The 21,971-nt window shown below is 38.7% G+C and carries 18 protein-coding genes and 1 tRNA gene; 4 read left to right on the top strand and 15 right to left on the bottom strand.

The genetic code is table 11. The features are described from left to right. Positions 1-8: 8 nt before the first annotated feature. From G9H60_RS10090 to G9H60_RS10055, 8 genes are all read right to left on the bottom strand, one after another. Positions 9-1,049, bottom strand: a complete 1,041-nt coding sequence (locus tag G9H60_RS10090) for an NAD(P)/FAD-dependent oxidoreductase (RefSeq protein ID WP_223143935.1) — start codon at positions 1,047-1,049, stop codon at positions 9-11. After that, a complete protein-coding gene (gene cmk / locus G9H60_RS10085) occupies positions 1,036-1,722 on the bottom strand; it encodes a (d)CMP kinase (protein WP_223143934.1) in 687 nt (228 codons plus the stop codon). Before cmk ends, G9H60_RS10090 begins: the two co-directional genes overlap by 14 nt. Next, positions 1,715-2,437, bottom strand: coding sequence for an alpha/beta fold hydrolase (locus tag G9H60_RS10080; RefSeq protein WP_223143933.1), 723 nt, complete (start codon positions 2,435-2,437; stop codon positions 1,715-1,717). The genes cmk and G9H60_RS10080 overlap by 8 nt, the downstream gene beginning before the upstream one ends. Before the next feature lies 1 nt (position 2,438). After that, the gene (locus G9H60_RS10075; RefSeq protein ID WP_223143932.1) at positions 2,439-2,963 is read right to left on the bottom strand and encodes a hypothetical protein; all 525 of its coding nucleotides are present in this window, start codon (positions 2,961-2,963) and stop codon (positions 2,439-2,441) included. Positions 2,964-2,969: 6 nt separating this feature from the next. After that, positions 2,970-4,223 carry an ATP-dependent Clp protease ATP-binding subunit ClpX gene (gene clpX / locus G9H60_RS10070; protein WP_223143931.1) on the bottom strand — a complete coding sequence of 418 codons (1,254 nt, stop codon included), beginning with the start codon at positions 4,221-4,223 and terminating at the stop codon, positions 2,970-2,972. A gap of 2 nt (positions 4,224-4,225) precedes the next feature. After that, positions 4,226-4,933 (bottom strand): ClpP family protease, encoded by a 708-nt coding sequence (locus G9H60_RS10065; protein WP_109323446.1) that lies wholly within the window; start codon positions 4,931-4,933, stop codon positions 4,226-4,228. A gap of 141 nt (positions 4,934-5,074) precedes the next feature. Next, positions 5,075-6,415 carry a trigger factor gene (locus tag G9H60_RS10060; protein ID WP_223143930.1) on the bottom strand — a complete coding sequence of 447 codons (1,341 nt, stop codon included), beginning with the start codon at positions 6,413-6,415 and terminating at the stop codon, positions 5,075-5,077. A gap of 67 nt (positions 6,416-6,482) precedes the next feature. Further along, positions 6,483-6,567, bottom strand: a tRNA-Leu gene (locus G9H60_RS10055). Positions 6,568-6,870: 303 nt separating this feature from the next. On the opposite strand from G9H60_RS10055, the gene G9H60_RS10050 reads away from it, so the two are divergent. Next, on the top strand, positions 6,871-8,562 hold the full coding sequence (locus G9H60_RS10050; protein WP_223143929.1) for a sodium:solute symporter: 1,692 nt from the start codon (positions 6,871-6,873) through the stop codon (positions 8,560-8,562). On the opposite strand, the gene G9H60_RS10045 is transcribed toward G9H60_RS10050, so the two are convergent. Both G9H60_RS10045 and G9H60_RS10040 read right to left on the bottom strand, forming a co-directional pair. Next, the gene (locus G9H60_RS10045) at positions 8,546-9,121 is read right to left on the bottom strand and encodes a peptidylprolyl isomerase (protein WP_223143928.1); all 576 of its coding nucleotides are present in this window, start codon (positions 9,119-9,121) and stop codon (positions 8,546-8,548) included. The two genes, G9H60_RS10050 and G9H60_RS10045, sit on opposite strands and share 17 nt — an antisense overlap. Before the next feature lie 47 nt (positions 9,122-9,168). Further along, on the bottom strand, positions 9,169-10,380 hold the full coding sequence (locus G9H60_RS10040) for an MFS transporter (protein ID WP_223143927.1): 1,212 nt from the start codon (positions 10,378-10,380) through the stop codon (positions 9,169-9,171). Positions 10,381-10,650: 270 nt separating this feature from the next. On the opposite strand from G9H60_RS10040, the gene G9H60_RS10035 reads away from it, so the two are divergent. The 3 genes from G9H60_RS10035 to G9H60_RS10025 are packed head-to-tail and all read left to right on the top strand — an operon-like array spanning position 10,651 to position 14,005. Then, a complete protein-coding gene (locus tag G9H60_RS10035) occupies positions 10,651-11,790 on the top strand; it encodes a Gfo/Idh/MocA family protein (RefSeq protein WP_223143995.1) in 1,140 nt (379 codons plus the stop codon). Positions 11,791-11,801: 11 nt separating this feature from the next. Next, a complete protein-coding gene (locus tag G9H60_RS10030; protein WP_223143926.1) occupies positions 11,802-12,947 on the top strand; it encodes a Gfo/Idh/MocA family protein in 1,146 nt (381 codons plus the stop codon). A gap of 5 nt (positions 12,948-12,952) precedes the next feature. Next, on the top strand, positions 12,953-14,005 hold the full coding sequence (locus tag G9H60_RS10025; protein WP_223143925.1) for a sugar phosphate isomerase/epimerase family protein: 1,053 nt from the start codon (positions 12,953-12,955) through the stop codon (positions 14,003-14,005). Between the two features lie 245 nt (positions 14,006-14,250). Here the strand turns inward: G9H60_RS10025 and dnaG are convergent, their stop codons facing one another. From dnaG to gyrB, 5 genes are read right to left on the bottom strand one after another with little or no spacing between them, the layout of a single operon-like run. Beyond that, a complete protein-coding gene (gene dnaG, locus G9H60_RS10020; RefSeq protein WP_223143924.1) occupies positions 14,251-16,215 on the bottom strand; it encodes a DNA primase in 1,965 nt (654 codons plus the stop codon). A gap of 4 nt (positions 16,216-16,219) precedes the next feature. After that, positions 16,220-17,458 carry a NupC/NupG family nucleoside CNT transporter gene (locus G9H60_RS10015; protein WP_223143923.1) on the bottom strand — a complete coding sequence of 413 codons (1,239 nt, stop codon included), beginning with the start codon at positions 17,456-17,458 and terminating at the stop codon, positions 16,220-16,222. Between the two features lie 26 nt (positions 17,459-17,484). Then, positions 17,485-19,773, bottom strand: a complete 2,289-nt coding sequence (gene ppk1 / locus G9H60_RS10010; RefSeq protein ID WP_223143922.1) for a polyphosphate kinase 1 — start codon at positions 19,771-19,773, stop codon at positions 17,485-17,487. 8 nt (positions 19,774-19,781) lie between these two features. Further along, positions 19,782-19,994: a hypothetical protein gene (locus tag G9H60_RS10005; RefSeq protein ID WP_223143921.1), complete on the bottom strand. Its 213-nt coding sequence runs from the start codon at positions 19,992-19,994 to the stop codon at positions 19,782-19,784. Between the two features lie 4 nt (positions 19,995-19,998). After that, the gene (gene gyrB, locus G9H60_RS10000) at positions 19,999-21,966 is read right to left on the bottom strand and encodes a DNA topoisomerase (ATP-hydrolyzing) subunit B (protein ID WP_223143920.1); all 1,968 of its coding nucleotides are present in this window, start codon (positions 21,964-21,966) and stop codon (positions 19,999-20,001) included. Positions 21,967-21,971 lie beyond the last annotated feature (5 nt).

Below are 21,971 nucleotides of genomic sequence, written 5' to 3'. Positions count from 1 at the left end.
TTAATGATTTATGTGGAAAATAAATGGTAAAATCGACGAATTGATGCTTCAGAATTTATCTGCCCTTCTCCTTTCCATTCGGCTAGCCATTGTTGTGCAAAATAAGGACTCAAAGAAACCCCCTTGGAACCGAATCCATTAAAAATAGCCAATGGTAAATGTGGATGAAATCCCACCAAAGGCCTTCGGTCTTGAGTGGCTGGCCTTACCCCAGTAGACATTTCTATTTCCTCGTAGGAATCTACCCCAAATGATTTTAGTTTATTCTTTAAATCCAATTGTGCCAAAGTACTTGGCTGATTTGAAAAATCATCCCAACGGTAAGTAGCTCCAACTTTAAATTCATGATTTCCTAGAGGGAGAAGGAAGCCATTTTTATTTAAAATATATTCCTGGGAAGCATCATTGGACTTAATTTTCATCAATTCTCCCTTCGCAGGTAAGAAATTTAAATGACCAAAATATGGATTGTGTTGCTGAGCATGAAAGCCCTCACAAAATATAACACAAGCATAAGCTTGCCCTTGAAAAAGTATCTTTTCTCTTAATATTTCTAAATCACTAGACGGATTTAAAGCAATTTCTTGCCGTATATTTTTTGATTGAAAATATTGCTTGGAACAGTTTAATACATTTTCCACATCCAACCACCCCGCCTTTTCAATCCAAACTCCTTCATCAGTCCAACGAAGGTATTCATTATCGATACTTTCTTTTCTTTCCAATAGCCAACTTTTCATTTCCTCATTAGCAAAAGGTCTAAATAAGGGCATTGGATGAAAGAATGAGCCAGATAAGGATTTTTCTAATTGAGTATAAAATGGAAAAAGGTAGCTAAATAACTCATCTACTAGCCAAGATTTCTCCAATTTTCTACCGGTAACAGGATTAAATATCCCTCCTGCAGCGAAGGAAGACGTGAAATAATTCTTGGGAGCATCGAGGATATGAAAAGGTACATCAGCTTGGTCCAAGGTATGAGCCAATATGGTCCCAGCAAGCCCCTGTCCTACAATTAAAACAGGAAGGGAATGCTTATTTTTTATCATGTTGAACCCGTCGAACTTGTTCTAAGACAAAAGCCACTTGTTCATCCATGGACTTATACGATGTATCTAAATCAATGGCATCATCGGCACGTTTAAGAGGGCCTTCACTTCGATTGGAATCAATCTCATCCCGTATTTTTAAATTCTCGACAATTTGTTCAATCGGTAAATCTTCACCTTTTTGCATTAACTCCAATTTTCTTCTTTGCGCCCGAATTTTAGGGTCTGCTGTCATGAAAATTTTAACTTCCGCATCAGGAAACACCACCGTTCCCACATCCCTGCCATCCATCACCACGCCTTTCTTTTTGCCCATTTTTTGTTGCTGTGCAACCATGGCATGACGTACCGTTGGAATGGCACTAACTTGACTCACAATATCCGAAATGTACATTTTGCGAATTTCATTCTCCACATTTTCACCATTCAAGAAGGTATCAGACGCTTGCCTTTCGGGATTAAACTCAAAGGTAATATGCACCTCATCCAAGGCTTTCTCAACAGCCTCTAAATCAGCACAGTCTACTTGATTACGATGAAAAAAGAGTGCTACAGCGCGGTACATAGCTCCAGTATCGACAAAAGCATAGTGCAGTTGAGCCGCAACTCGTTTGGCAGTAGTACTTTTTCCACAAGAAGAAAAGCCGTCAAGGGCAACAATAATTTTAGACATGAACAGAGTTAATAAACTTAATAATAGCCAAATGTACTAATTCTGGAACTTCATAAGCTGCTTGATGCCCAGCATTTGGAATTCGAATTAATTGATGAATGGAAGAAAGATTCGTCGCTTTTTCTGCATCTTCCAAAGGAACTAAGGCATCCATATCGCCATGAATAAATAAAAATGGGATGGGTGTTGATGCCAAAAAGTCCAAACTTGCAGAACGGTCTCGCATAGCTTTGGAAGCTGCTACCAAACCTGAGGCTGGCAATTCTTGGTATCGATTGATTAAGCTTTTGATCACTTCTGGATTTTGTTGGACAAAATCAACTGAAAACAAATTGGGAACAAAAGGACCAATGAAGGCTTTTGTTCCCAATTTTTGTAAAAACTCCATCGTTTTATTCCGGTTCAATTTTTTCTCCTCTGAGTCAGCCATGACGGTTGAATTCAACATGACCACTGATTTCACTTGTTCCGGAAACTCTTTAGCTATTGCTAAGGCAATATAGCCCCCCATCGAGTGCCCTATAAGATGCCAAGCTTTATTTTTGGGCAATGCTAAGGCAATTTTCTGAGCATATTCTGACATATTTTGACAATCATCCCAGCCTGCATAATCAGGGCTAACAACAGAAAATGGCCAAGTATATGTGGGTATGAAATCATCCCAAACACGGTGATCTTCACCAAATCCGTGTAAACAGACGATGATTCCCTTCATATTAAAACGTATGCAAAAGACCTAAGAGCACAAATATCAAACCTATGAAAGCAGAAACTGCTCCAATGGCTCCCAATCCAAAAATCGAAAGAATGATACCTATAATCAACAAAATTACCCCGATTTTCACTTTGGAATCCCAAGATGAAGGACTGGATGCTTGTTTTTGTTTTTTTGCTTGAGTTTTGTATTCTTTTATTTGAGCTTTAAGCTGAGCTTTGAATGCTTTTTTGTGCTGAATCAACTCTTTTTTCTCCATGTGCTTCATGGATTTAACTTCCTGATGTAAGGAATTCCATTCTGAAACTAGCTTTACTTCTTCAGATGTACTTGGCACAATAGGAGCAATTTCTTCAGACAGTTCATTTGATTGGCTAACCAATAAGCTTGGTTCTTCTTCTTTTACTGGGCTAACAATAGCTTTTGTAGAAGGCTGCACTTGTTTGTAAACAGCAAAATAAGCTCCTTTGTGTGAACAAGAAGCAATGAATAAAGTTAAGGCGAGAACGATTAAATTGTTTTTCATAAGTATTTAGGCTACAACTTTCATTTGATGGAACACTGTTTTTTCGAATTTCAATTTAGCATATGCTAAGTCCACTTCAAATTTTGAAATGTCTGTTTGAGAGGGAATATCAAACATGGCATCAGTCATGATGGCTTCCATGATGGATCTCAAACCACGCGCACCTAATTTATATTGCATGGCTTGTTCCACCATGTAGGTCAATGCTTCATCGGTAAAAGTTAACTTCACTCCTTCCATGTCAAACAATTTTTCATACTGCTTGACAATCGCATTTTTAGGCTTGGTCAAAATGGCTAATAAGGCCACTTGATCCAATGGATTAAGGTAGGTAATCACTGGCAGACGACCTAATAATTCAGGAATTAACCCAAATGATTTTAAATCTTGAGCCGTAACATATTTCATGATTTGATCCTTCTCAAATGAATCATGGAAGGTATCATCACCCGAAAATCCAATTGGACGTGCATTTAAACGTTTAGAGATATGTCGACCGATTCCGTCAAAAGCACCTCCACAAATGAATAAGATATTCTCTGTATTCACTGCAATCATTTTTTGATCGGGATGTTTTCTTCCTCCTTGAGGTGGCACATTCACGATGGAGCCTTCTAACAATTTCAACAAAGCTTGCTGAACCCCTTCACCTGATACATCACGCGTGATGGATGGGTTATCGGATTTACGCGCTATCTTGTCAATCTCATCAATAAAAACAATACCACACTCTGCCTTGGCTACATCGTAATTAGCGGCTTGCAACAAACGTGTCAAAATGGTTTCTACATCTTCACCTACATATCCAGCCTCTGTAATGACTGTAGCATCGGCAATGCAAAATGGAACTTGGAGTTTTTGAGCTAAAGTACGTGCCAAATAAGTTTTACCAGTACCTGTTTCACCCACCATCAAGATATTTGATTTTTCAATTTTAACATCCTGATCATTACTTGGCTGCATTAGTCGTTTGTAATGGTTATATACCGCCACTGAAAGATGCTTTTTAGCTTCTTCCTGACCTATGACATAGAGGTCCAAATGTTCCTTTAAGTCTTTAGGTTTAACTAATTCAAATTGTTGTTTCGAATTCTTTATATTAACAATAGGAGCCCCCAATTCTTCTTTGATGACTTCGTAGCCTTGCTGTAAACATTGATCACAAATGTGGCCATCAATACCGGACAATAATATTCCTACCTCCGATTTATTGCGTCCACAGAATGAACAATTAATATTATTCTTTTTGGGATTAGCCATCCTTACACGTTGCGCGTTAAAATTTCATCAATCAAACCATACTCTTTTGCTTCAGCTGCTTTCATCCAATAATCACGATCGGAATCACGCTCAATTTCTTCAAAAGTTTTACCTGAATGCTTGGCCAAAATATCGTATAATTCTTGGCGAATTTTAACGATTTCACGAGCAGTGATTTCAATATCACGACTTTGACCTTGTGCTCCACCAGAAGGTTGGTGAATCATCACGCGAGCATGCTCTAATGCAGAACGTTTTCCCGCCGCTCCACCAGCTAATAATACAGCTCCCATAGAGGCTGCTAAAGAAGTACAAACGGTAGCTACTTCAGGACGGATGTAATTCATCGTATCATAAATACCCAAACCAGCATATACAGAACCTCCCGGACTATTGATGTACATCACAATGTCCTTTTTAGCATCGGTAGATTCCATAAATAATAACTGAGCCACAATGATGTTGGCCATATAATCATCCACAGGCACACCCATGAAAATAATACGATCCATAATCAAACGAGAAAACACATCTATCTGTGCGAAACGCATTGGACGCTCTTCAATGATGTATTGGGTCATGTCGTCAATACGATGATTGACTTGGCTGCCCATTTGATTCATGTATTGATCTACTGCTAAACCGTTTAAGCCTTTATGGTGTACCGCATATTTGCGAAACTCGTCTCCTGATAATTCCTTGGGATACATAATTTTTAGTTTAAGATTCAAATTTAAAATAAATGTCGGATTAATTGCGAGCAATTAGCTGGTAAACCAAATTTTGAAATGCTTAGTTCACACAAAACCCCGTAAAAACGGGGTTTTGAAAATTCCAACAAATATCCTGTACTATAAAGCTGCAACGATTTCTTTGAATTTATCCACATCGATTTTAGAAACCTTGTGTGGTATTTTCTCAACGATGACAGAAGATACTTTATCTGCAAAAGCTTGATTGTATAAATTCATAAAATTGTCTGACTTCGATTTATCGCTCAAATAACCCATGGCTATTTTCTCAATCATTTCTTCAATACCTGGTTGGTCAGCTGACAAATAACCGCCAAACTGTTGACGCACCATGTCTTTGGCTTTTTCTACCACCTCAGCATATTCTACTTTCACTTCAAATTTTTCAGCGATTTCGTTTTTGATTAGGTTCCAACGGATATCCTTTTTCACATTATCGAAATCTTGATCAATTTGCTCAGGTGTAAATTTACCTTCATTGATACGTACTAACCAATTGCGTAAGAATGCTTCAGGTAAATCAATTTTTACTTGATCTAACAATGCCTTCTCAGCATCGATACGCAACAAGTAATTGGCTTCACGTTTGTAGTTATCTTGAACAATCTCAATCAATTGCTCACGGAAAGATGCTTCATCTGAAGCTTTTCCAGCTCCTAACACTTTATCAAAAAAGGCTTGATCCAAACTTGCTGGAACGGAACGCGTGATATCTTCCACTACATAAGAAACCTCTCCTGTCAAATCAGCAACTTCCTCTTCCTTCTTTCCTGTAGCTAATGCCAATGATTTAGCATCGTTGAATACTTTATCAATAGCAAACTTCAAGGTATCTCCTACTTTAGCTCCAATGAAAATCTTTTTTGACTTATCATTGATAGAATGCAATGGAATTGCTGATTTCTCTACCCAGTCACCTTGAGTGAAAGTTCCGAAAACCAAATCACGATCTTCAACTGACTCAGGATGAGTTTGCTCACCAAATTGCTTTTTTAAGTTCTCAATCGTTTCTTCAATTTCCTTCTTATCCGCTTTGATTTCGTAAGAATTCACCGACTTGATTTTATCTAAATCAACTGAAAATTCACCGTGGAAACCTAAGTCATAATGAAAAGTAAACTCCGTATCTTTTTCCCAGTCGATAGCATCTGCCTCTTCTACTGCAGGCATTGGCTCACCAACAAGGTTTAATTTATTTTCTTTGATATAATCACTTACTGCATGACCCAATAAATGATTGATTTCTTCCACTAAAATGGATTGTCCTGCCAATTTCTTGATCAAAGGCATAGGTACCATACCTGGGCGAAAACCTTTAATGCTCGCCTTTTTACGGTAATCTTTTAATTTAGTTTCTACCTTTTCTTGGTAATCAGCAGCTGAAACGACAACAGACAAACGACCTTCTAAATCATTTGAATGGTTGAGCGAAATATTCATATGGAAGTATTTAAATTTTTTAATTAAAAAAAGCCCCCAATACCTTTTGGTCTTGAGGGCTTGCCGATGGTACGGGCGGAGGGACTCGAACCCCCATGCCTCGCGGCGCCAGATCCTAAGTCTGGTATGTCTACCAATTCCACCACGCCCGCTTGCATTTGGAGGTGCAAAGGTAATTAGCAAAATTAAGTATTCCAAAACACTTGGAAAATTTATATTTGGCACTTGATTTTCGTCTCAATTTTTAAAAAAGAAATCGCAAATTTTAACAGCTTTTAAGATTAAATGCGATAATTGTAAGCTTTTCTAAGCTATTTTTAGAAATTCAAATCAACCATGAAACAAGAAACACCGCAACACCATACCAATTGGAAAGTTTGGTATTTATCCCTTGGCCTATTCGTGGTATTCATTATTCTATTTTTTGTGATTTTTAGCGCCATATTCCAATAATCATGCATCAATTAGACTGGATAGTTTTACTATTAACCATTGGCGGAATTGTGCTTTATGGAAGTTGGAAAGGCCGTGAAGCTAAACACTCGCTGAAAGGCTTTTTATTGGCCGATCGTGAGCTCCCTTGGTATCACATTTTATTATCGGTGATGGCCACTCAGGCATCTGCTATAACCTTTTTATCTGTACCAGGACAGGCCTATACCGATGGCATGCGTTTTGTTCAATTTTATTTGGGTTTACCTATTGCCATGATTGTGCTTTCAGTCACCTTCATTCCCCAGTATTATCAATTAAAAATTTTTACCGCTTATCAGTTCCTCGAAGAACGATTTGATTCAAAAACACGAATATTAACTAGTTTTTTATTCTTAATCCCTCGGGCCTTATCAACCGGAGTCACCATTGCCGCTCCATCCATTATCTTATCTACTTTATTAGGGTGGGATTTAACTTGGACCAATTGCATCACTGCAGCTGTTGTAACTTTCTATTGTATATTCGGAGGTTCCAAAACCATTTCATACACTCAATTATTGCAAATGGGTGTAGTTTTAGCCGGCATGGTCATTGCTGCCATTTACATCATTCAAGCCTTACCTCAAGAAATAGGCATGAAAGAGTCCTTGCAACTAGCTGGGAAAATGGGGAAAATCAATTTAATAGATTGGAAATTTGACATCAATAACCGCTATACGATTTGGTCAGGTATCATTGGTGGATTCTTTTTACAGCTTTCCTATTTTGGTACGGATCAAAGCCAAGTGGGTCGTTATTTAACAGGACATACAGCCAATGAAAGTAAGAAAGGTTTGCTATTGAATGGTTTCTTGAAAATTCCCATGCAATTTTTCATCTTATTGGTCGGTATATTAGTTTTTGTCTTTTACCAATTCAATCAGGCTCCCTTATTTTTCAACAAAACGACAGAGCTTAGTTGGAGTGCAGCCAAAGGGCATGAGGCGATTGATCAAGAAAACAAACAAATTTTCATTCAGAAAAAACAGACCGAAACTGCATTAATTCAAGCTATTTCGAAAGAAGAAACAACGAAGATTCCAGTTTTGAAATCACAGATTATGGATTTGCATGATCAACAAGCTAAAGTCAAAGAAAAAGCTGTTGAATTATTGAAATCACAAGGTAGCAAAGCTGAAAGTCAAGATACCAATTACATCTTCCTCCGCTTTATCGTGGATCATTTACCCATTGGTTTAGTAGGATTTCTAATTGCCATGATATTATTAGCTTCCATGGGCTCTATGGCATCCGCATTTGGATCTTTGACGTCCACCGTTATGGTAGATATATATCAAAGATTCATCAACCAGCATGCAAGTAATGAGCATTATTGGTGGTCGTCCAAATTAGTAACCTTAGCTTGGGGAATTTTCTGTTTGGTTGTCGCTCAGTTTTCTGTCAATATGGGCAGCTTGATTGAAGTAGTCAATATCTTAGGATCCTGGTTTTATGGCACTATTTTGGGAGTATTTCTATGTGCTTTTTACTTACCAAAGACTCAAGGCTCTCATGTATTTTGGGCGGCAATTATCGCAGAAGTATTTGTGATTTATGCTTGGAAAATAGACCTAATGGCTTTCTTGTGGCTGAATGTACTCGGATGTGTCATGGTCGTAGTTCTGGCTTTTATATTCCAAAGCATCGGTCAATTAACTAAGGCAAAACCTTAATATCAAATTTTACTGGAATGACAGGTTTTTCGTCATAAGATTTGGCTTTAAAGATAGAATCTACGACTGCCATACCTTGGGTCACTTTTCCAAACACCACGTATTTCTTGTAAAATCGAGCTGCTTGTTCGGTATCGGTGACAATAAAAAATTCGCTGGGAGAAGAGGCTTGTTCGGGATTTCCTTCATCATAACGGGCCATGGCAAGACTACCTCTAACAGGCTTTAATTCGTCGATATATTCGGCAGGAACCAAATAATTCAAACGATCTAGGTATTCCCCTCCTCCTTGAATTCCTGTTTCATATACAATTCGATAGAAATATCGGTCTTCAAAATAACCCATTTTCACTAAACGGATAAAATTCAAGCGATGCAAAGGGGTACGAGGATCCAATTCCATTTCAAAATCCCCTAAACGAGTACTTACTTGCACTTTGTTTTCAGTCCATTGATCGGATCCTTTTTGTAAGGATTCTTTCACATGTACGGGATCTAAATTCCAGTTGGATTGACAAGAAAACAGGCAAAAGACAAAAAATAAAATAAGTATACGCATAAAAAAAGGGGGCCTAAAAGCCCCCTAATTTAATTCAAATATCTGGTTTAAGCAGAATGGTTTACTTTCTTTCCAAAGAAGTATAATCCGATAAATGCTACGATTAAGATAGCTGGGAAAATCAACATATTAGAAAGGGTAGCTTGACCAGCAGCTAAATCAGCTGCGTCACCTGCTAAACCTGTAGCTTCTGCAGCCACTTTATTTTCTTGAATCCAAGCTCCAATGATTGGTTGGAACATAGAAGAAGAGAACATACCGATACCACCAAGAATAGATAATCCTAAAGCACCAGTTTGAGGCATAGTCTCACTAACGTAACCTAACATGTTTGGCCAGAAGTAGCAAATACCTAATGCGAAGAAAACAGCTGCTACGTATAACATAGAACCGTCCATTGTAGACATCATGTATAAACCAATTACTCCAAAGATAGCAGAACCTAAAAGTACACCAACTGTGTTTAATTTATGGATGATTGGTCCAGCGAAATAACGACCAACCGCCATTAAGCCTGTTACAAGAGCAAGGATCAACATTGGGCTAGCACCTGCTTTTGCTAAAATTGGACCAACCCATTGCTGAGGACCAAATTCAGAAATAGCCGTTAAAGCCATACATGCTGCCATGAATAAATACAATGGATTTAACATAGCTTTGAAGCTATCCAATGCGTTTTCAGCGCCTGCACGAGGTTTAGGGAAAGCTTGACCGTAGAACAATACCGCATAAATAGCCGTAGGGATCAAAATAACCCAGATTTGCGCTTGCCAAGGCATAGACGCATCAGTCATAAATTTAGAGATCAATGAACCAATCACGATACCACCTGGGAACCACATGTGAAAACGATTCAATTTGCTGTTGAAATCCAATCCTGAATAAGAATCGGCGATCATAGGATTACAAGCTGCTTCAGTACAACCATTACCTAAACCAATCAAAAGAGTGGAGATTAACAAAGTATTGTAGTCAACCGCATAAATGGTTAATAATATACCAATTGCGTGTGCGATCAAAGCAATTTGCATGATCAATTTTGGTCCAATGGCTGAATAGAAAACCCCACCAAGAATCATGGATATCGGGAAACCTAAGAACCACATTTGGTTGATATGGCCTAATTGGACCGTATCTAAGCTTAATTCTGCTCCTAACTGTGTTAGAATACCTGCTCTAATGCTAAAAGAGAAGGCCGTCGTGATAAGCGCAAAACAGCTAGCATAAAACAGACGATTTGCATTAATGGTTTGACTCATAGTTGTTTAGATTTAGTTAAAGGGTGAAACAACGTTTTTTCTTGAAAAATTAAAAATTAACATTAGAAAAATCATGTCAAAAAAACGAAAAGATTTTCAAAGTTTCCTATTAAATTGAAAATATTTTTAATATTTCATTAATTCTACAGCGCTTTTGGCTCAAATTAGTATATTTAGAGTCAATTTTTTAAAAAAATCTAAATCAATATAGATATGATTCAGGGAGGATCTTCCACACAGGCTAAAAACCGTCAAGGCAGAAAAATCCGAATGGGGATGATTGGTGGTAGCTTAGAAGCATTTATCGGGGCTGTGCACCGTCGTGGTTCACAATTAGACGGAGAGATAGAATTAGTATGCGGAGCATTCAGTTCTAGTGCAGAAAAATCCAAGGCTACGGGCGCTGCCTTATACTTGGATCCAAGTCGAGTTTATGGATCATATGAAGAAATGATCTTAAAAGAAAAAGCATTACCAGAAGGTGATCGCATGGATTTTGTTTCCATCGTTACACCGAATCACCTACATTTTCCTGCTGCCAAAATGGCTTTAGAAAATGGATTCCATGTAGTTTGTGATAAGCCTGCTACTTTAAACCTAGCTGAGGCAAAGGAACTTAAGAAAGTCATCGATGCTTCCGGACTCATTTTTGCCTTAACCCATAATTATACGGGATATCCCATGATTAAGGAAGCCAAGCATTTAGTTGACTCGGGAGAATTAGGAGAAATCCGTAAGGTGATTGTGGAATATCCTCAAGGTTGGTTAATCGACTTGGTAGAAGCCACTGGTCAAAAACAAGCTGCTTGGAGAACCGATCCAGCACGTTGTGGAGCGGCAGGTGCTATTGGAGACATTGGAACCCATGCTGAAAACTTAGCTGAATATATCACGGGATTGCATATAGAAGAATTATGCGCCGATTTAACCATTTTTGTGGATGGTCGTCAATTGGATGATGATGGGAATATTTTAATCCATTACAATAATGGAGCGAGGGGCGTTTTACATTGCAGTCAAATTTGTAATGGAGAAGAAAACGACTTGAACATACGAGTTTACGGTTCAAAGGCTGGAATCGTATGGCATCAAATGGATCCCAATACCTTGATTATTAAGTCGAGAGATGGAGGAAGTAGAACCATACGTACCAATGTAGGCAGTTTATCTGCTCAAGCACAAGCTCATACACGCCAACCGGCAGGACATCCAGAAGGTTACGTAGAAACTTTTGCGAATATTTACCGCAATTTCGCTTTTGCGCTTCGTGCACGCTGGGAAGGTAAAGAGCAAGATCCTATGTTTGATTTCCCAGGAATCGATGAAGGAATTAAAGGGATGGCATTTATTGAAAATGTGGTTAGGTCATCCAGAGACAATACAAACAAGTGGACCAAATTTGAAATTTAATATAGAATAACATGACAAAAATTAAAGTTGGAATCGTAGGAACAGGCTTCATTGGACCTGCTCATATTGAGGCATTAAGACGATTACCGAATGTGGAGGTAGCTGCACTTTGTGAAGTTACCATTGAATTAGCAGAAGCTAAGGCCAAACAATTAGGGATTCCTCGTTGGTATACATTTGATGAATTAATGAAACAAGATGACATCGAATGCGTACATATTTGTACTCCAAACTTCTTACATTATTCTCAATCGAAAGCTGCATTACTAGCTGGAAAACATGTGGTTTGTGAAAAACCATTGGCCAAAGATTTGCATGAAGCAGAAGAATTAGTAGATTTAGCCGCCAAATCAGGTAAGGTGAATGCGGTACACTTCAATTTACGTTACTATCCATTGGTACGTCAAATGAAAACCATGCGTGAAAAAGGTGATTTAGGAGAAGTTTATTCTATCATTGGTTCCTATTTACAAGATTGGTTGTTTTACGAAACAGATTATAACTGGCGTTTAGAACCAGATAAATCAGGTGATTCTCGTGCTATCGCAGATATTGGATCACACTTAATGGATATCATTGAATACATCACTGGATTGAAAACAGTGGAAGTTATGGCCGATTTCAATACGGTACACCCTACACGTAAGAAACCATTAAAAGCAATTGAAACTTATTCGGGTAAAATGCTTCAACCAGAGGATTATGCAGATGTGAATATAACAACGGAAGATCATGCCAACGTGTTATTGCGCTTTGATAATGGTAACCGTGGGTCAATTACTGTTTCTCAAGTTTCGGCTGGACGTAAAAACCAATTGAAATTAGAGATTTCAGGGTCTAAGAAAACCTTTGCTTGGAATTCTGAATCTCCTAATGAAGTTTGGTTAGGTAATAGAGATCAAGCGAACCAAGTTTTGATGCGTGATCCATCTTTGGCATACCCAGAAGCATCAGCCATCATGACTTTCCCTGGAGGACATAATGAAGGATTCCCTGATACTTCAAAGCAATTATTTAAGGAAGTATATGCGGCTATTGAGCAAGGAAAACAACCGGAAAAGCCAAGCTATCCAACCTTTGCTGACGGATACCGTGAATTGTTAATTTGTGAAAAAATTCTTGAAAGTACCCGCAAGCAAGCGTGGGTTAAAATTTAATAACTATGCAAACCATTAAAGGACCTGCTATTTTTTTAGCCCAATTTATGGGTGATGAGGCTCCATTCAATACTTTAGACGGAATCACTACCTGGGCTGCAGGATTAGGCTATAAAGGAGTTCAAATTCCTTCTTGGGATCCTCGCTGTATTGATTTACAAAAAGCAGCTGAATCAAAAACCTATTGTGATGAATTGAAAGGTATGCTGGCTGCCAAAGGCTTGCAAATCACAGAACTTTCTACTCACTTACAAGGACAATTAGTGGCTGTAAACCCGGCCTATGACATCATGTTTGATGGATTTGCTCCAGATGCTGTGAAAGGTAATCCAAAAGCCAGAACAGAATGGGCCATTCAACAATTGATGTATGCTGCCAAAGCATCTGAAAACTTAGGTTTGAATGCGCATGCTACTTTCTCTGGTGCCTTAATGTGGCATACGGTTTACCCTTGGCCTCAACGTCCTGCAGGATTAGTGGAACAAGGTTTTGCCGAATTAGCGAAACGTTGGACACCCATTTTGAATCGATTTGATGAGTGTGGCGTGGATCTTTGCTATGAAATTCACCCAGGAGAAGATTTGCATGATGGTGTTTCTTACGAAATGTTCCTAGATGCGGTAAAAGGTCACAAACGTGCCAATCTATTATATGATCCATCTCACTTCGTATTGCAAGCATTGGATTATAAACAATACATTGATTTTTACCACGAGCGCATCAAAATGTTCCATGTGAAGGATGCGGAGTTTAACCCAACAGGTAAACAAGGTGTTTATGGAGGATATCAATCGTGGGTAAATCGAGCTGGTAGATTCCGTTCCTTGGGAGATGGCCAAGTGGATTTCAAAAGTATCTTCTCTAAATTAACTCAATACGGATATAAAGGTTGGGCTGTTTTAGAATGGGAATGCTGCATTAAAGATCCAGTACAAGGCGCTACAGAAGGTGCTCCATTCATTGCTAAGCACATTATCAAAGCTACTGAGAAAGTATTTGATGATTTTGCTGGCGGCGGCGCGGATGAAGAATTCAACAAGCGTGTATTAGGATTATAAGAATAAAAGCGATTCATGCTTTTACCAGCTTTTTGCTTAAACGCTGTCAAGGTTCCAAACCTTGACAGCGTTGTAAAAGCATGAACGTTTTCGAAAGGAATAAAATTGTCATATTCCTAGAATTACCAATTAACTGATTTCTTTAGTTAATTATCAAATTCAACAAGTCTTTTTTGATTAAATTTCCCTAGCTTTCGGCAAGGCTGTCAGCGTTCCAAACGCTGCCAGCCTTAGGGGAAAATCAGTTATTTTTCGATCACTGTTCCCAGTTCTTGGGATATGTTTTTTTGGATTTCTTTGTAATGAATGAAATCCAATAATAAAGCATTCATAGCTTCCGCATCTCCCTGAAATGATTCCATTTTCTCAAGGGTTTCATGTAAATGCTGGTCATTATACACTTTACGTAAACGCAGGACATTTTTAAAAGCCAAATCCTCGAGCATCTCATCTTCCGACTTTACTCGAATATCATGTTTGTCCTTCCAAACATCTGATAAACTATGTTTGCCCGCACTGATATCAATGGCAAACTTTTGAATATCTTCATTTTGATGATGCAAATAAAACTCAGGAGCGGGAAAACGATGCTGGTTAAACTCCGCTTTACAAATCTCCAAAATCTCCTCGAATAGTGGTGTTTGAAAATGCGTTCCTTCTAACTCTTCAATCAAATATTGCATTAATGTAACTCCTGGAGCCTTGGATGGGCTAATTTCCAAATGCCCAAAACTAACCAATAAGCGTATGCATTCCGACTCTTGATAATACGCTAAATTAGTTTGTGTTTCGGTGGCTACTTGGACAGTCGGTTCAATGATTTCCTGAATCTCCTGCCATTGCTGATTCGAAATCGTTTCAGAAGGATTTGCTCCAGACCCACTCCGCTGTTTCAGATTTCTTAAGTGAATTTTATTCAATTCAGCCAGCAACACATCCTCATCCAAACGCATCAATGAAGCTGTTTTTTGAACAAATAAACTGCGTTGAATGGCATCTGGAATCTTAGAGATACTCTGAACCATTTCCTTGATCAATTCAGCACGTTTAAATGGATCATCTCCCGCTTCTTTCAAAAATAAGTTGGCTTGAAATGAAATAATATCCTTCGATTCTGATTTGATGTATTCCAAAAATGCCTCATAACCTACCTTCCTAACAAAACTATCTGGATCTTGTCCCTCTGGAAACACCACTAAATTAACTTGTAATCCTTCTTCCAAGATCAAGTCCATCCCACGCAAAGCTGCTTTTATACCCGCGGAATCCCCATCATACAATACGGTAACATGCTGAGTAAATCGACCAATCAGTCGAATTTGTTCGACCGTCAAAGATGTTCCGGAAGAGGCCACAACATTCTTAATCCCTGCTTGATGCAGAGATATCACATCCGTATAACCCTCTACTAAATAACATATATCCTTAGCACGAATTTCATTTTTAGCCTGAGAAATACCATACAAAGTGGCTGATTTATGGTAAACCTCCGTCTCAGGAGAATTCAGGTATTTAGCCTGATTTTTGGTATCCGATTTTAATATTCTTGCACCAAAGGCAATTACTTTCCCCGCTACGCTGTGAATAGGAAAAATAACACGATTGCGAAAACGGTCATAAACTTTACCCTCCTCATTTTTCTGGGTGACTAAACCTGCCTTTTCTATAATTTCTTGACTGAAACCATGTTTAATAGCCGTTTTATAAAAGATATCCCACGATTCAGGACTATAGCCTAAATCAAAAGTTTGTAAGGTCGAATCTGAAAATCCCCGCTCTTTGAAATAGGGAATAGCAATGGATTTGCCCTCAGGAGATTCTGTTAACTGTTTTTTAAAAAACTCTTTGGCATATTCCAAAATAATCAACAAACTCTCTCGCTCATTTTGACGAACGATTTGATCATCTGTTAATTCTTCTTCTTGAATGTCTATACCGTATTTTTTGGCCAAATGCCGCAAAGCCTCACCATATCCCAAGCCCTCAATATCCATGATGAATCGGACTGAATCCCCAGCTTTACCACAACCAAAACACTTGTATATTCCTTTACTTGGTGAAATAGAAAAAGAAGGAGTCTTTTCCCCATGAAATGGACAACATGCCCAATAGTTCGCACCTTTTTTCTTCACCGTCACATAATCTCCCACAACGTCCGCTACAGCGGCCGCTTGTTTGATTCGTTCGACGGTTTCAGGATCAATGCGCATGAAATTACAATAATAAACCTGCTAATGTTGCGGATAAATAACTTGCTAATGTACCTGCAATTAAAGCCTTGAAGCCTAATTTGGCTAAATCACTTCTACGGGATGGGGCTAACTCTCCAATACCACCAATTTGAATAGCTACTGAGCTAAAATTGGCAAAACCACACAAGGCAAAGCTCGTAATTGCTATGGTTTTAGGGTCAAGTGTATCTTTCACTTTCATCATATCCAGGTAGGCCACAAACTCATTCACGACCATCTTTTTACCCATCAAGGCGCCAGCTACTTCGATATCTGCTGAAGGAACACCCATAGCAAAGGCAAAAACAGAAAATACTTTCCCCAACAGTAAATTCATAGATAATGTCGGCATGCCAATCGAATTACCAATATGACCTAATCCTAAATCAACCAAGGCAATCAAGGCTATAAAACCAATCAACATAGCAATTACGTTCAAGCCTACTTTCAAGCCTTCGCTTGCCCCAGCGGCAATGGCATCCACCAAATTGGCATGGGACTTTTGTTTTTCTAATTTAACAGCGCCTTCCGTTTCAGACTTCTCTGTTTCTGGAAATATAATTTTTGAAATAACCAAGGCCCCCGGTGCCGCCATCAAACTCGCTGCTAATAAATAGGCAGCAGGAACTCCTAATGAGATATACACTGCCATAACTCCACCTGCAATACAAGCAAAACTACCCGTCATGGAAGCCATTAACTCACTGTTTGTCATGTTTTTCAAATAGGGCTTAATCATAATTTGAGCCTCTACTTGTCCAACAAATGTAGATGCCACGTTGGATAGAGCCTCCGCCCCACTTACACCCATCAACCAGTGAACCACTTTACCAATGGCCGCAACTACACGTTGCAAAATTCCCAAATGATAAAACATATTGACCAAAACCGCCACAAAAATGATGGTTGGAACTACCTTAAAAAAGAAAATATAATCATTGCCAGAGCCAAATGCACGCGACATAAGGTCACGATTCACTAATGAACCAAACACAAATTGTGCTCCTTTATCTGCTTGTCCCAATAGGGTATTAATGGAATCCCCTAACCATTGGAAAATAGCTTGACCAGTATCCGTTTTAAGAATAAATACGGCTAAAAATATTTGTAAAAGCAAACCAACACCTACTGTTCGGTAATTAATTGCCTTCCGATTGTTTGACATTAAAAATGAAACTCCCAGAATTAAAATAATCCCCAATAGCCCCGTAAATCTTTCCATAATGATATATTGATGTTCGTGTATGCTTAAACTTTTCCTTCCAAAGTAACAGTAAATTGATCAAATGGCAATTGACTTACCAAATCATCTTCTTTAATCTCATAAAATGCTTGATGTATATTAAATGGATCATTGCTCTCCACTTTCCAATAAGAACCGTCTTCCTGCATTTCATAGGAATTTACAGTATCTCTCAAATTCCATAATAAAATGGTGATTGCCATGTTTTTGGCTCTTGGATTTACCAGCTCAAACAATGATTCGATTCGTCGGTCAAAACTTCGTACCATGACATCAGCAGAACCGCCATAAACCTTAGGTTCTCCGGCATTATGGAAATAAAACACGCGTGTATGTTCTAAATAATTACCTACAATGGATTTGATGTAAATATTTTCTGACAAACCCTTTCTTTGAGGTCGTAAACAACAAATTCCACGTACAATTAGTAGAACAGGCACTCCAACTTGAGAAGCCTCATACAGCAACTCCATGGTTTGAGTATCTTGCAAGGAATTGATTTTCAAACAAATACCGGATGGCAAACCATTCTGATGATTTTCCATTTCTGTTCGAATCATTTCCAACAATCGATTTCGCATGTCACGTGGAGCAGTGATTAAATGCTCATAATGCGTCGGCATAGAATGTCCTGTGATAACATTGAAAAACTCAGAAATATCTTGAGTAATTCGACTATCAGTCGTCAACAAACCAATATCTGTATACAGCTTAGCTGTATCTTCATTGTAATTTCCAGAGGAAAGGTGGGCATAGCTCATTACATAATTTCCCTCATTACGAATGACTTGTAATAATTTGGTATGCGTTTTTAAACCTGGTATACCATAAATCACAAAGCATCCAGCTTTCTGTAATTTTGTAGCTTCACGGATATTGTTTTCCTCATCAAAACGAGCTTTTACCTCAAACAATACCGAAACGTGTTTTCCTTGTTCAGCTGCTCGTAACAAAGCATGGGAAATTCGAGAATTCTTTGAAATACGGTATAAGGTAATTTTGATGGCCAACACATTGGGGTCGTCGGCGGCTTGGTCCAACAATTGAACCACAGGATCAAAATTATTATAAGGGTGATGCAATAATATATCACCTCGTTTCATTGTTTCGAAAATATCATCAATTTTCACAGACTTCAATCCTAATGCAGGAACTACGGGAGGATTCGATGCCATTTTCCCTTTAAACTCCGGATGTTTGACGATTTGCCAAAAGGCTGTAAAATCTAGAATCGAGGATTTAATGAAAATATCTGACTTCTCTAATGACCAGCGTTTCAACATTTCCTCCAATAGAAATTCGGAATGTTCCTTTTCCACTTCTACGCGAGTCACGCGCCCCAAACGACGGTCCTTGATTTTCTTTTTTATCTCATCTACAAAATCGATTTCAGCATCTTCGTGCTCCACCACATCAAAGTCACCATTTCTAGTAATACGGAATAAAGTAGTTGATTCTATTTCTACATTACGGTACAACACTTGTAAATGATGACGGATCAATTGTTCTATGGGTAGAAAAAGTACTTTGTCATCCCGCTCAATCACGTAAAAACGTGCCAAATTCAAAGGAATTTGAACAAAAGAAATCTTCTTATCTTTTTCCGACTTATGCTTTCCATGAGCCTTTTTATCTGAAGTCCCAACAGTCACCACACCAAAAATCAATGTTTTTGCCAATAAACTAGGGAATGTATGGGTATGGTCAAAAACCATAGGAGTCAACATCGGATAAATGGTTCGGTGGAAATAGGTTTCCACTTCCTGCATTTCTTCTGAAGTCAAATCTTCCAAATTAGCCAACAAAAGCCCATTATCAGGAAATAGAGGCAAAATCTCTTCCACAAATAAACGGTGTTTCTCTTGACTAAATTCTTGGGCAGAGGCTATCAAGGTTTGTTTGAAAGGAATTTCCCGCAATCCGGAATAATCTGTTCTTTCTTTACCGAAATCGATGTAATTATACAATGAACCTATACGAATCGTAAAAAACTCGTCTAAATTGGAGGCTGTAATGGCCAAGAATTTTAAACGATCAAATAAGGTTCTTTGATTATCTCTCGCTTGATCTAAAACACGCTCATCGAATTTGAGCCAAGACAAATCTCTAGAGATAAATTTTGATTTAGCAATGATGTCTTTCGACTTCTGCATGGCCTTCTCCACTTTACGTGAAGAGTCCCTTGGTGCGACCAAATTGATCTTCCAATTCTTGGGCTTTAGTAATGACAAAAGATTCCCTGTGGAGGAATCTTTTGTATAGCTATGTTGAGATGCTTTATTCGAATGATCCATTGTTTTATTTAGGCATTTGAATGCTTAATTGCTTCATAATCTGAACCCAATCGACCTACTTCCTGAAGTAAGTATCGCTGAAGCTCCACATTAAAAACTTTCTTTTCCTCTTCATCTAAGCTGGCGTAAAAGTCCTTCAATTCTTGATTGATGGCTTTTTTCTCCGCTTCGTCGGCCGCATTAATGGCTCTGACATGGTACGATTTAAAGTCAAACTGCATGCTTCTAAACGTCTACTTTTGCGTATTTAGCATTCTTCTCAATGAAATCTCTACGAGGAGCAACTTCATCCCCCATTAACATAGAGAACAATAAATCTGCCTCAATGGCCGAATCAATGGTCACTTGTTTCAACGTTCTGGATTCAGGATTCATAGTTGTTTCCCATAATTGCTCTGCATTCATCTCTCCCAAACCTTTATAACGTTGCACACCAACATTATCTTCCTTACCACCACCAGCTAATTCTTGAATAGCTTGATCACGTTGGTTTTCAGTCCAAACATAACGTACGTTTTGTCCTTTTTTAACTTGGTACAATGGAGGCTGAGCAATGTAGATATAACCATTATCCACTAAAGGACGCATGTAACGGAAGAAGAATGTCAAAATCAACGTACGAATGTGGCTTCCATCCACATCGGCATCGGTCATGATAATGATTTTATGGTAACGTAATTTATCGATATTCAGGGCTTTCTCATCTCCATCCTTACCAAAAAAGACTCCCAAAGCGGTCATCATATTTTTGATCTCCTCATTCTCATAGATTCGATATTCCTGTGCCTTTTCTACGTTCAAGATTTTACCTCTCAAAGGCAAAATAGCCTGGAATGCACGATTACGTCCTTGTTTGGCAGTACCACCTGCCGAGTCTCCCTCGACAAGATACAACTCACAAATTTCAGGATCTGAATCAGAGCAGTCGGCCAATTTACCCGGCAAAGAATTAGAACCTAATACTGTCTTTCTTTGAACCATTTCACGTGCCTTACGGGCAGCATGTCTGGCTTGAGCTGCTAAAATAACTTTAGCGACAATTTGACGAGCCTCTTTAGGATGTTCTTCCAACCAAGACTCCAACATATCTGACATCGCTGCAGAAACCGCCCCTGATACCTCACCATTACCTAATTTAGTTTTGGTTTGTCCTTCAAACTGAGGCTCTGCTACTTTCACTGAGATAACAGCCGTAAGACCTTCTCTAAAATCGTCTCCAGCGATATCAATTTTTAACTTTTCTAATGCACCTGACTTATCCGCATAGTTTTTCAACGTACGGGTCAGTGCCCCTCTAAAACCTGCTACGTGAGTACCTCCTTCGATGGTATTAATGTTGTTCACATAAGAAACCACGTTTTCAGAATAAGACGTATTGTATAGCATGGCCACTTGAACCGGAACACCGTTTTTATCGCCTTCCATGTAAATTGGCTCAGCAAATAATGGCTCACGGGTAGCATCTAAATAGGTAACAAACTCACGCAAACCACCTTCTGAGAAAAACTCTTCCGATTTGGCTACTCCATTCTCATCCAAATCGCGCAAATCCGTTAAAAACACACGAATACCTGCATTCAAAAAGGACAATTCGCGCAAACGACCTGCTACTGTTTCATATTTGTATTCTGTTACAGTAAAAATACTTTCGTCTGGCTTAAACAAGACAGAAGTACCCGTTTTATCGGTTGTCCCCACTTCCTTTACTGGATACTGTGGCACACCGATTTTATATTCTTGTTGGAAAATCTTTCCTTCTCTTTGAACGGTAACTTTCAAATCCGTCGACAAAGCATTCACACAGGATACACCTACCCCGTGAAGACCTCCAGAAACCTTATAAGTATCTTTATCAAATTTACCCCCAGCGTGTAGCACAGTCATAACTACTTCCAAAGCAGAACGCTTCTCTTTGGTGTGCATACCTGTAGGAATTCCCCGACCATTATCTTCTACCAAAATAGAATTATCCGTATTGATTGTCACTTTAATCAAATCACAATGACCCGCTAAAGCCTCATCAATGGAGTTATCAACAACCTCCCAAATCAAGTGATGTAGACCTTTAAATCCGGTATCACCGATGTACATGGAAGGACGCTTACGAACCGCCTCTAAACCTTCTAAAACTTGGATATTATCTGCACCGTAATTTGCTCTATCTTGAGCCGCCGAATCTTGTGCTTCTGACATAATGA

It is taken from the genome of Aquirufa aurantiipilula, from assembly GCF_019923745.1.
Lineage (GTDB): Bacteria > Bacteroidota > Bacteroidia > Cytophagales > Spirosomataceae > Aquirufa > Aquirufa aurantiipilula.
The sequence above is the reverse complement of the archived record's forward strand: the minus strand, read 5'-3'. Positions and strand labels throughout refer to the sequence as shown.

What these genes read in the sequence shown, in the direction of transcription:
- G9H60_RS10090 (WP_223143935.1), bottom strand. Translation starts at nt 1,049, where the DNA reads ATGATAAAAAATAAGCATTCCCTTCCTGTTTTAATTGTAGGACAGGGG.
- cmk (WP_223143934.1), bottom strand. Translation starts at nt 1,722, where the DNA reads ATGTCTAAAATTATTGTTGCCCTTGACGGCTTTTCTTCTTGTGGAAAA.
- G9H60_RS10080 (WP_223143933.1), bottom strand. Translation starts at nt 2,437, where the DNA reads ATGAAGGGAATCATCGTCTGTTTACACGGATTTGGTGAAGATCACCGT.
- G9H60_RS10075 (WP_223143932.1), bottom strand. Translation starts at nt 2,963, where the DNA reads ATGAAAAACAATTTAATCGTTCTCGCCTTAACTTTATTCATTGCTTCT.
- clpX (WP_223143931.1), bottom strand. Translation starts at nt 4,223, where the DNA reads ATGGCTAATCCCAAAAAGAATAATATTAATTGTTCATTCTGTGGACGC.
- G9H60_RS10065 (WP_109323446.1), bottom strand. Translation starts at nt 4,933, where the DNA reads ATGTATCCCAAGGAATTATCAGGAGACGAGTTTCGCAAATATGCGGTA.
- G9H60_RS10060 (WP_223143930.1), bottom strand. Translation starts at nt 6,415, where the DNA reads ATGAATATTTCGCTCAACCATTCAAATGATTTAGAAGGTCGTTTGTCT.
- G9H60_RS10050 (WP_223143929.1), top strand. Translation starts at nt 6,871, where the DNA reads ATGCATCAATTAGACTGGATAGTTTTACTATTAACCATTGGCGGAATT.
- G9H60_RS10045 (WP_223143928.1), bottom strand. Translation starts at nt 9,121, where the DNA reads ATGCGTATACTTATTTTATTTTTTGTCTTTTGCCTGTTTTCTTGTCAA.
- G9H60_RS10040 (WP_223143927.1), bottom strand. Translation starts at nt 10,380, where the DNA reads ATGAGTCAAACCATTAATGCAAATCGTCTGTTTTATGCTAGCTGTTTT.
- G9H60_RS10035 (WP_223143995.1), top strand. Translation starts at nt 10,651, where the DNA reads ATGGGGATGATTGGTGGTAGCTTAGAAGCATTTATCGGGGCTGTGCAC.
- G9H60_RS10030 (WP_223143926.1), top strand. Translation starts at nt 11,802, where the DNA reads ATGACAAAAATTAAAGTTGGAATCGTAGGAACAGGCTTCATTGGACCT.
- G9H60_RS10025 (WP_223143925.1), top strand. Translation starts at nt 12,953, where the DNA reads ATGCAAACCATTAAAGGACCTGCTATTTTTTTAGCCCAATTTATGGGT.
- dnaG (WP_223143924.1), bottom strand. Translation starts at nt 16,215, where the DNA reads ATGCGCATTGATCCTGAAACCGTCGAACGAATCAAACAAGCGGCCGCT.
- G9H60_RS10015 (WP_223143923.1), bottom strand. Translation starts at nt 17,458, where the DNA reads ATGGAAAGATTTACGGGGCTATTGGGGATTATTTTAATTCTGGGAGTT.
- ppk1 (WP_223143922.1), bottom strand. Translation starts at nt 19,773, where the DNA reads ATGGATCATTCGAATAAAGCATCTCAACATAGCTATACAAAAGATTCC.
- G9H60_RS10005 (WP_223143921.1), bottom strand. Translation starts at nt 19,994, where the DNA reads ATGCAGTTTGACTTTAAATCGTACCATGTCAGAGCCATTAATGCGGCC.
- gyrB (WP_223143920.1), bottom strand. Translation starts at nt 21,966, where the DNA reads ATGTCAGAAGCACAAGATTCGGCGGCTCAAGATAGAGCAAATTACGGT.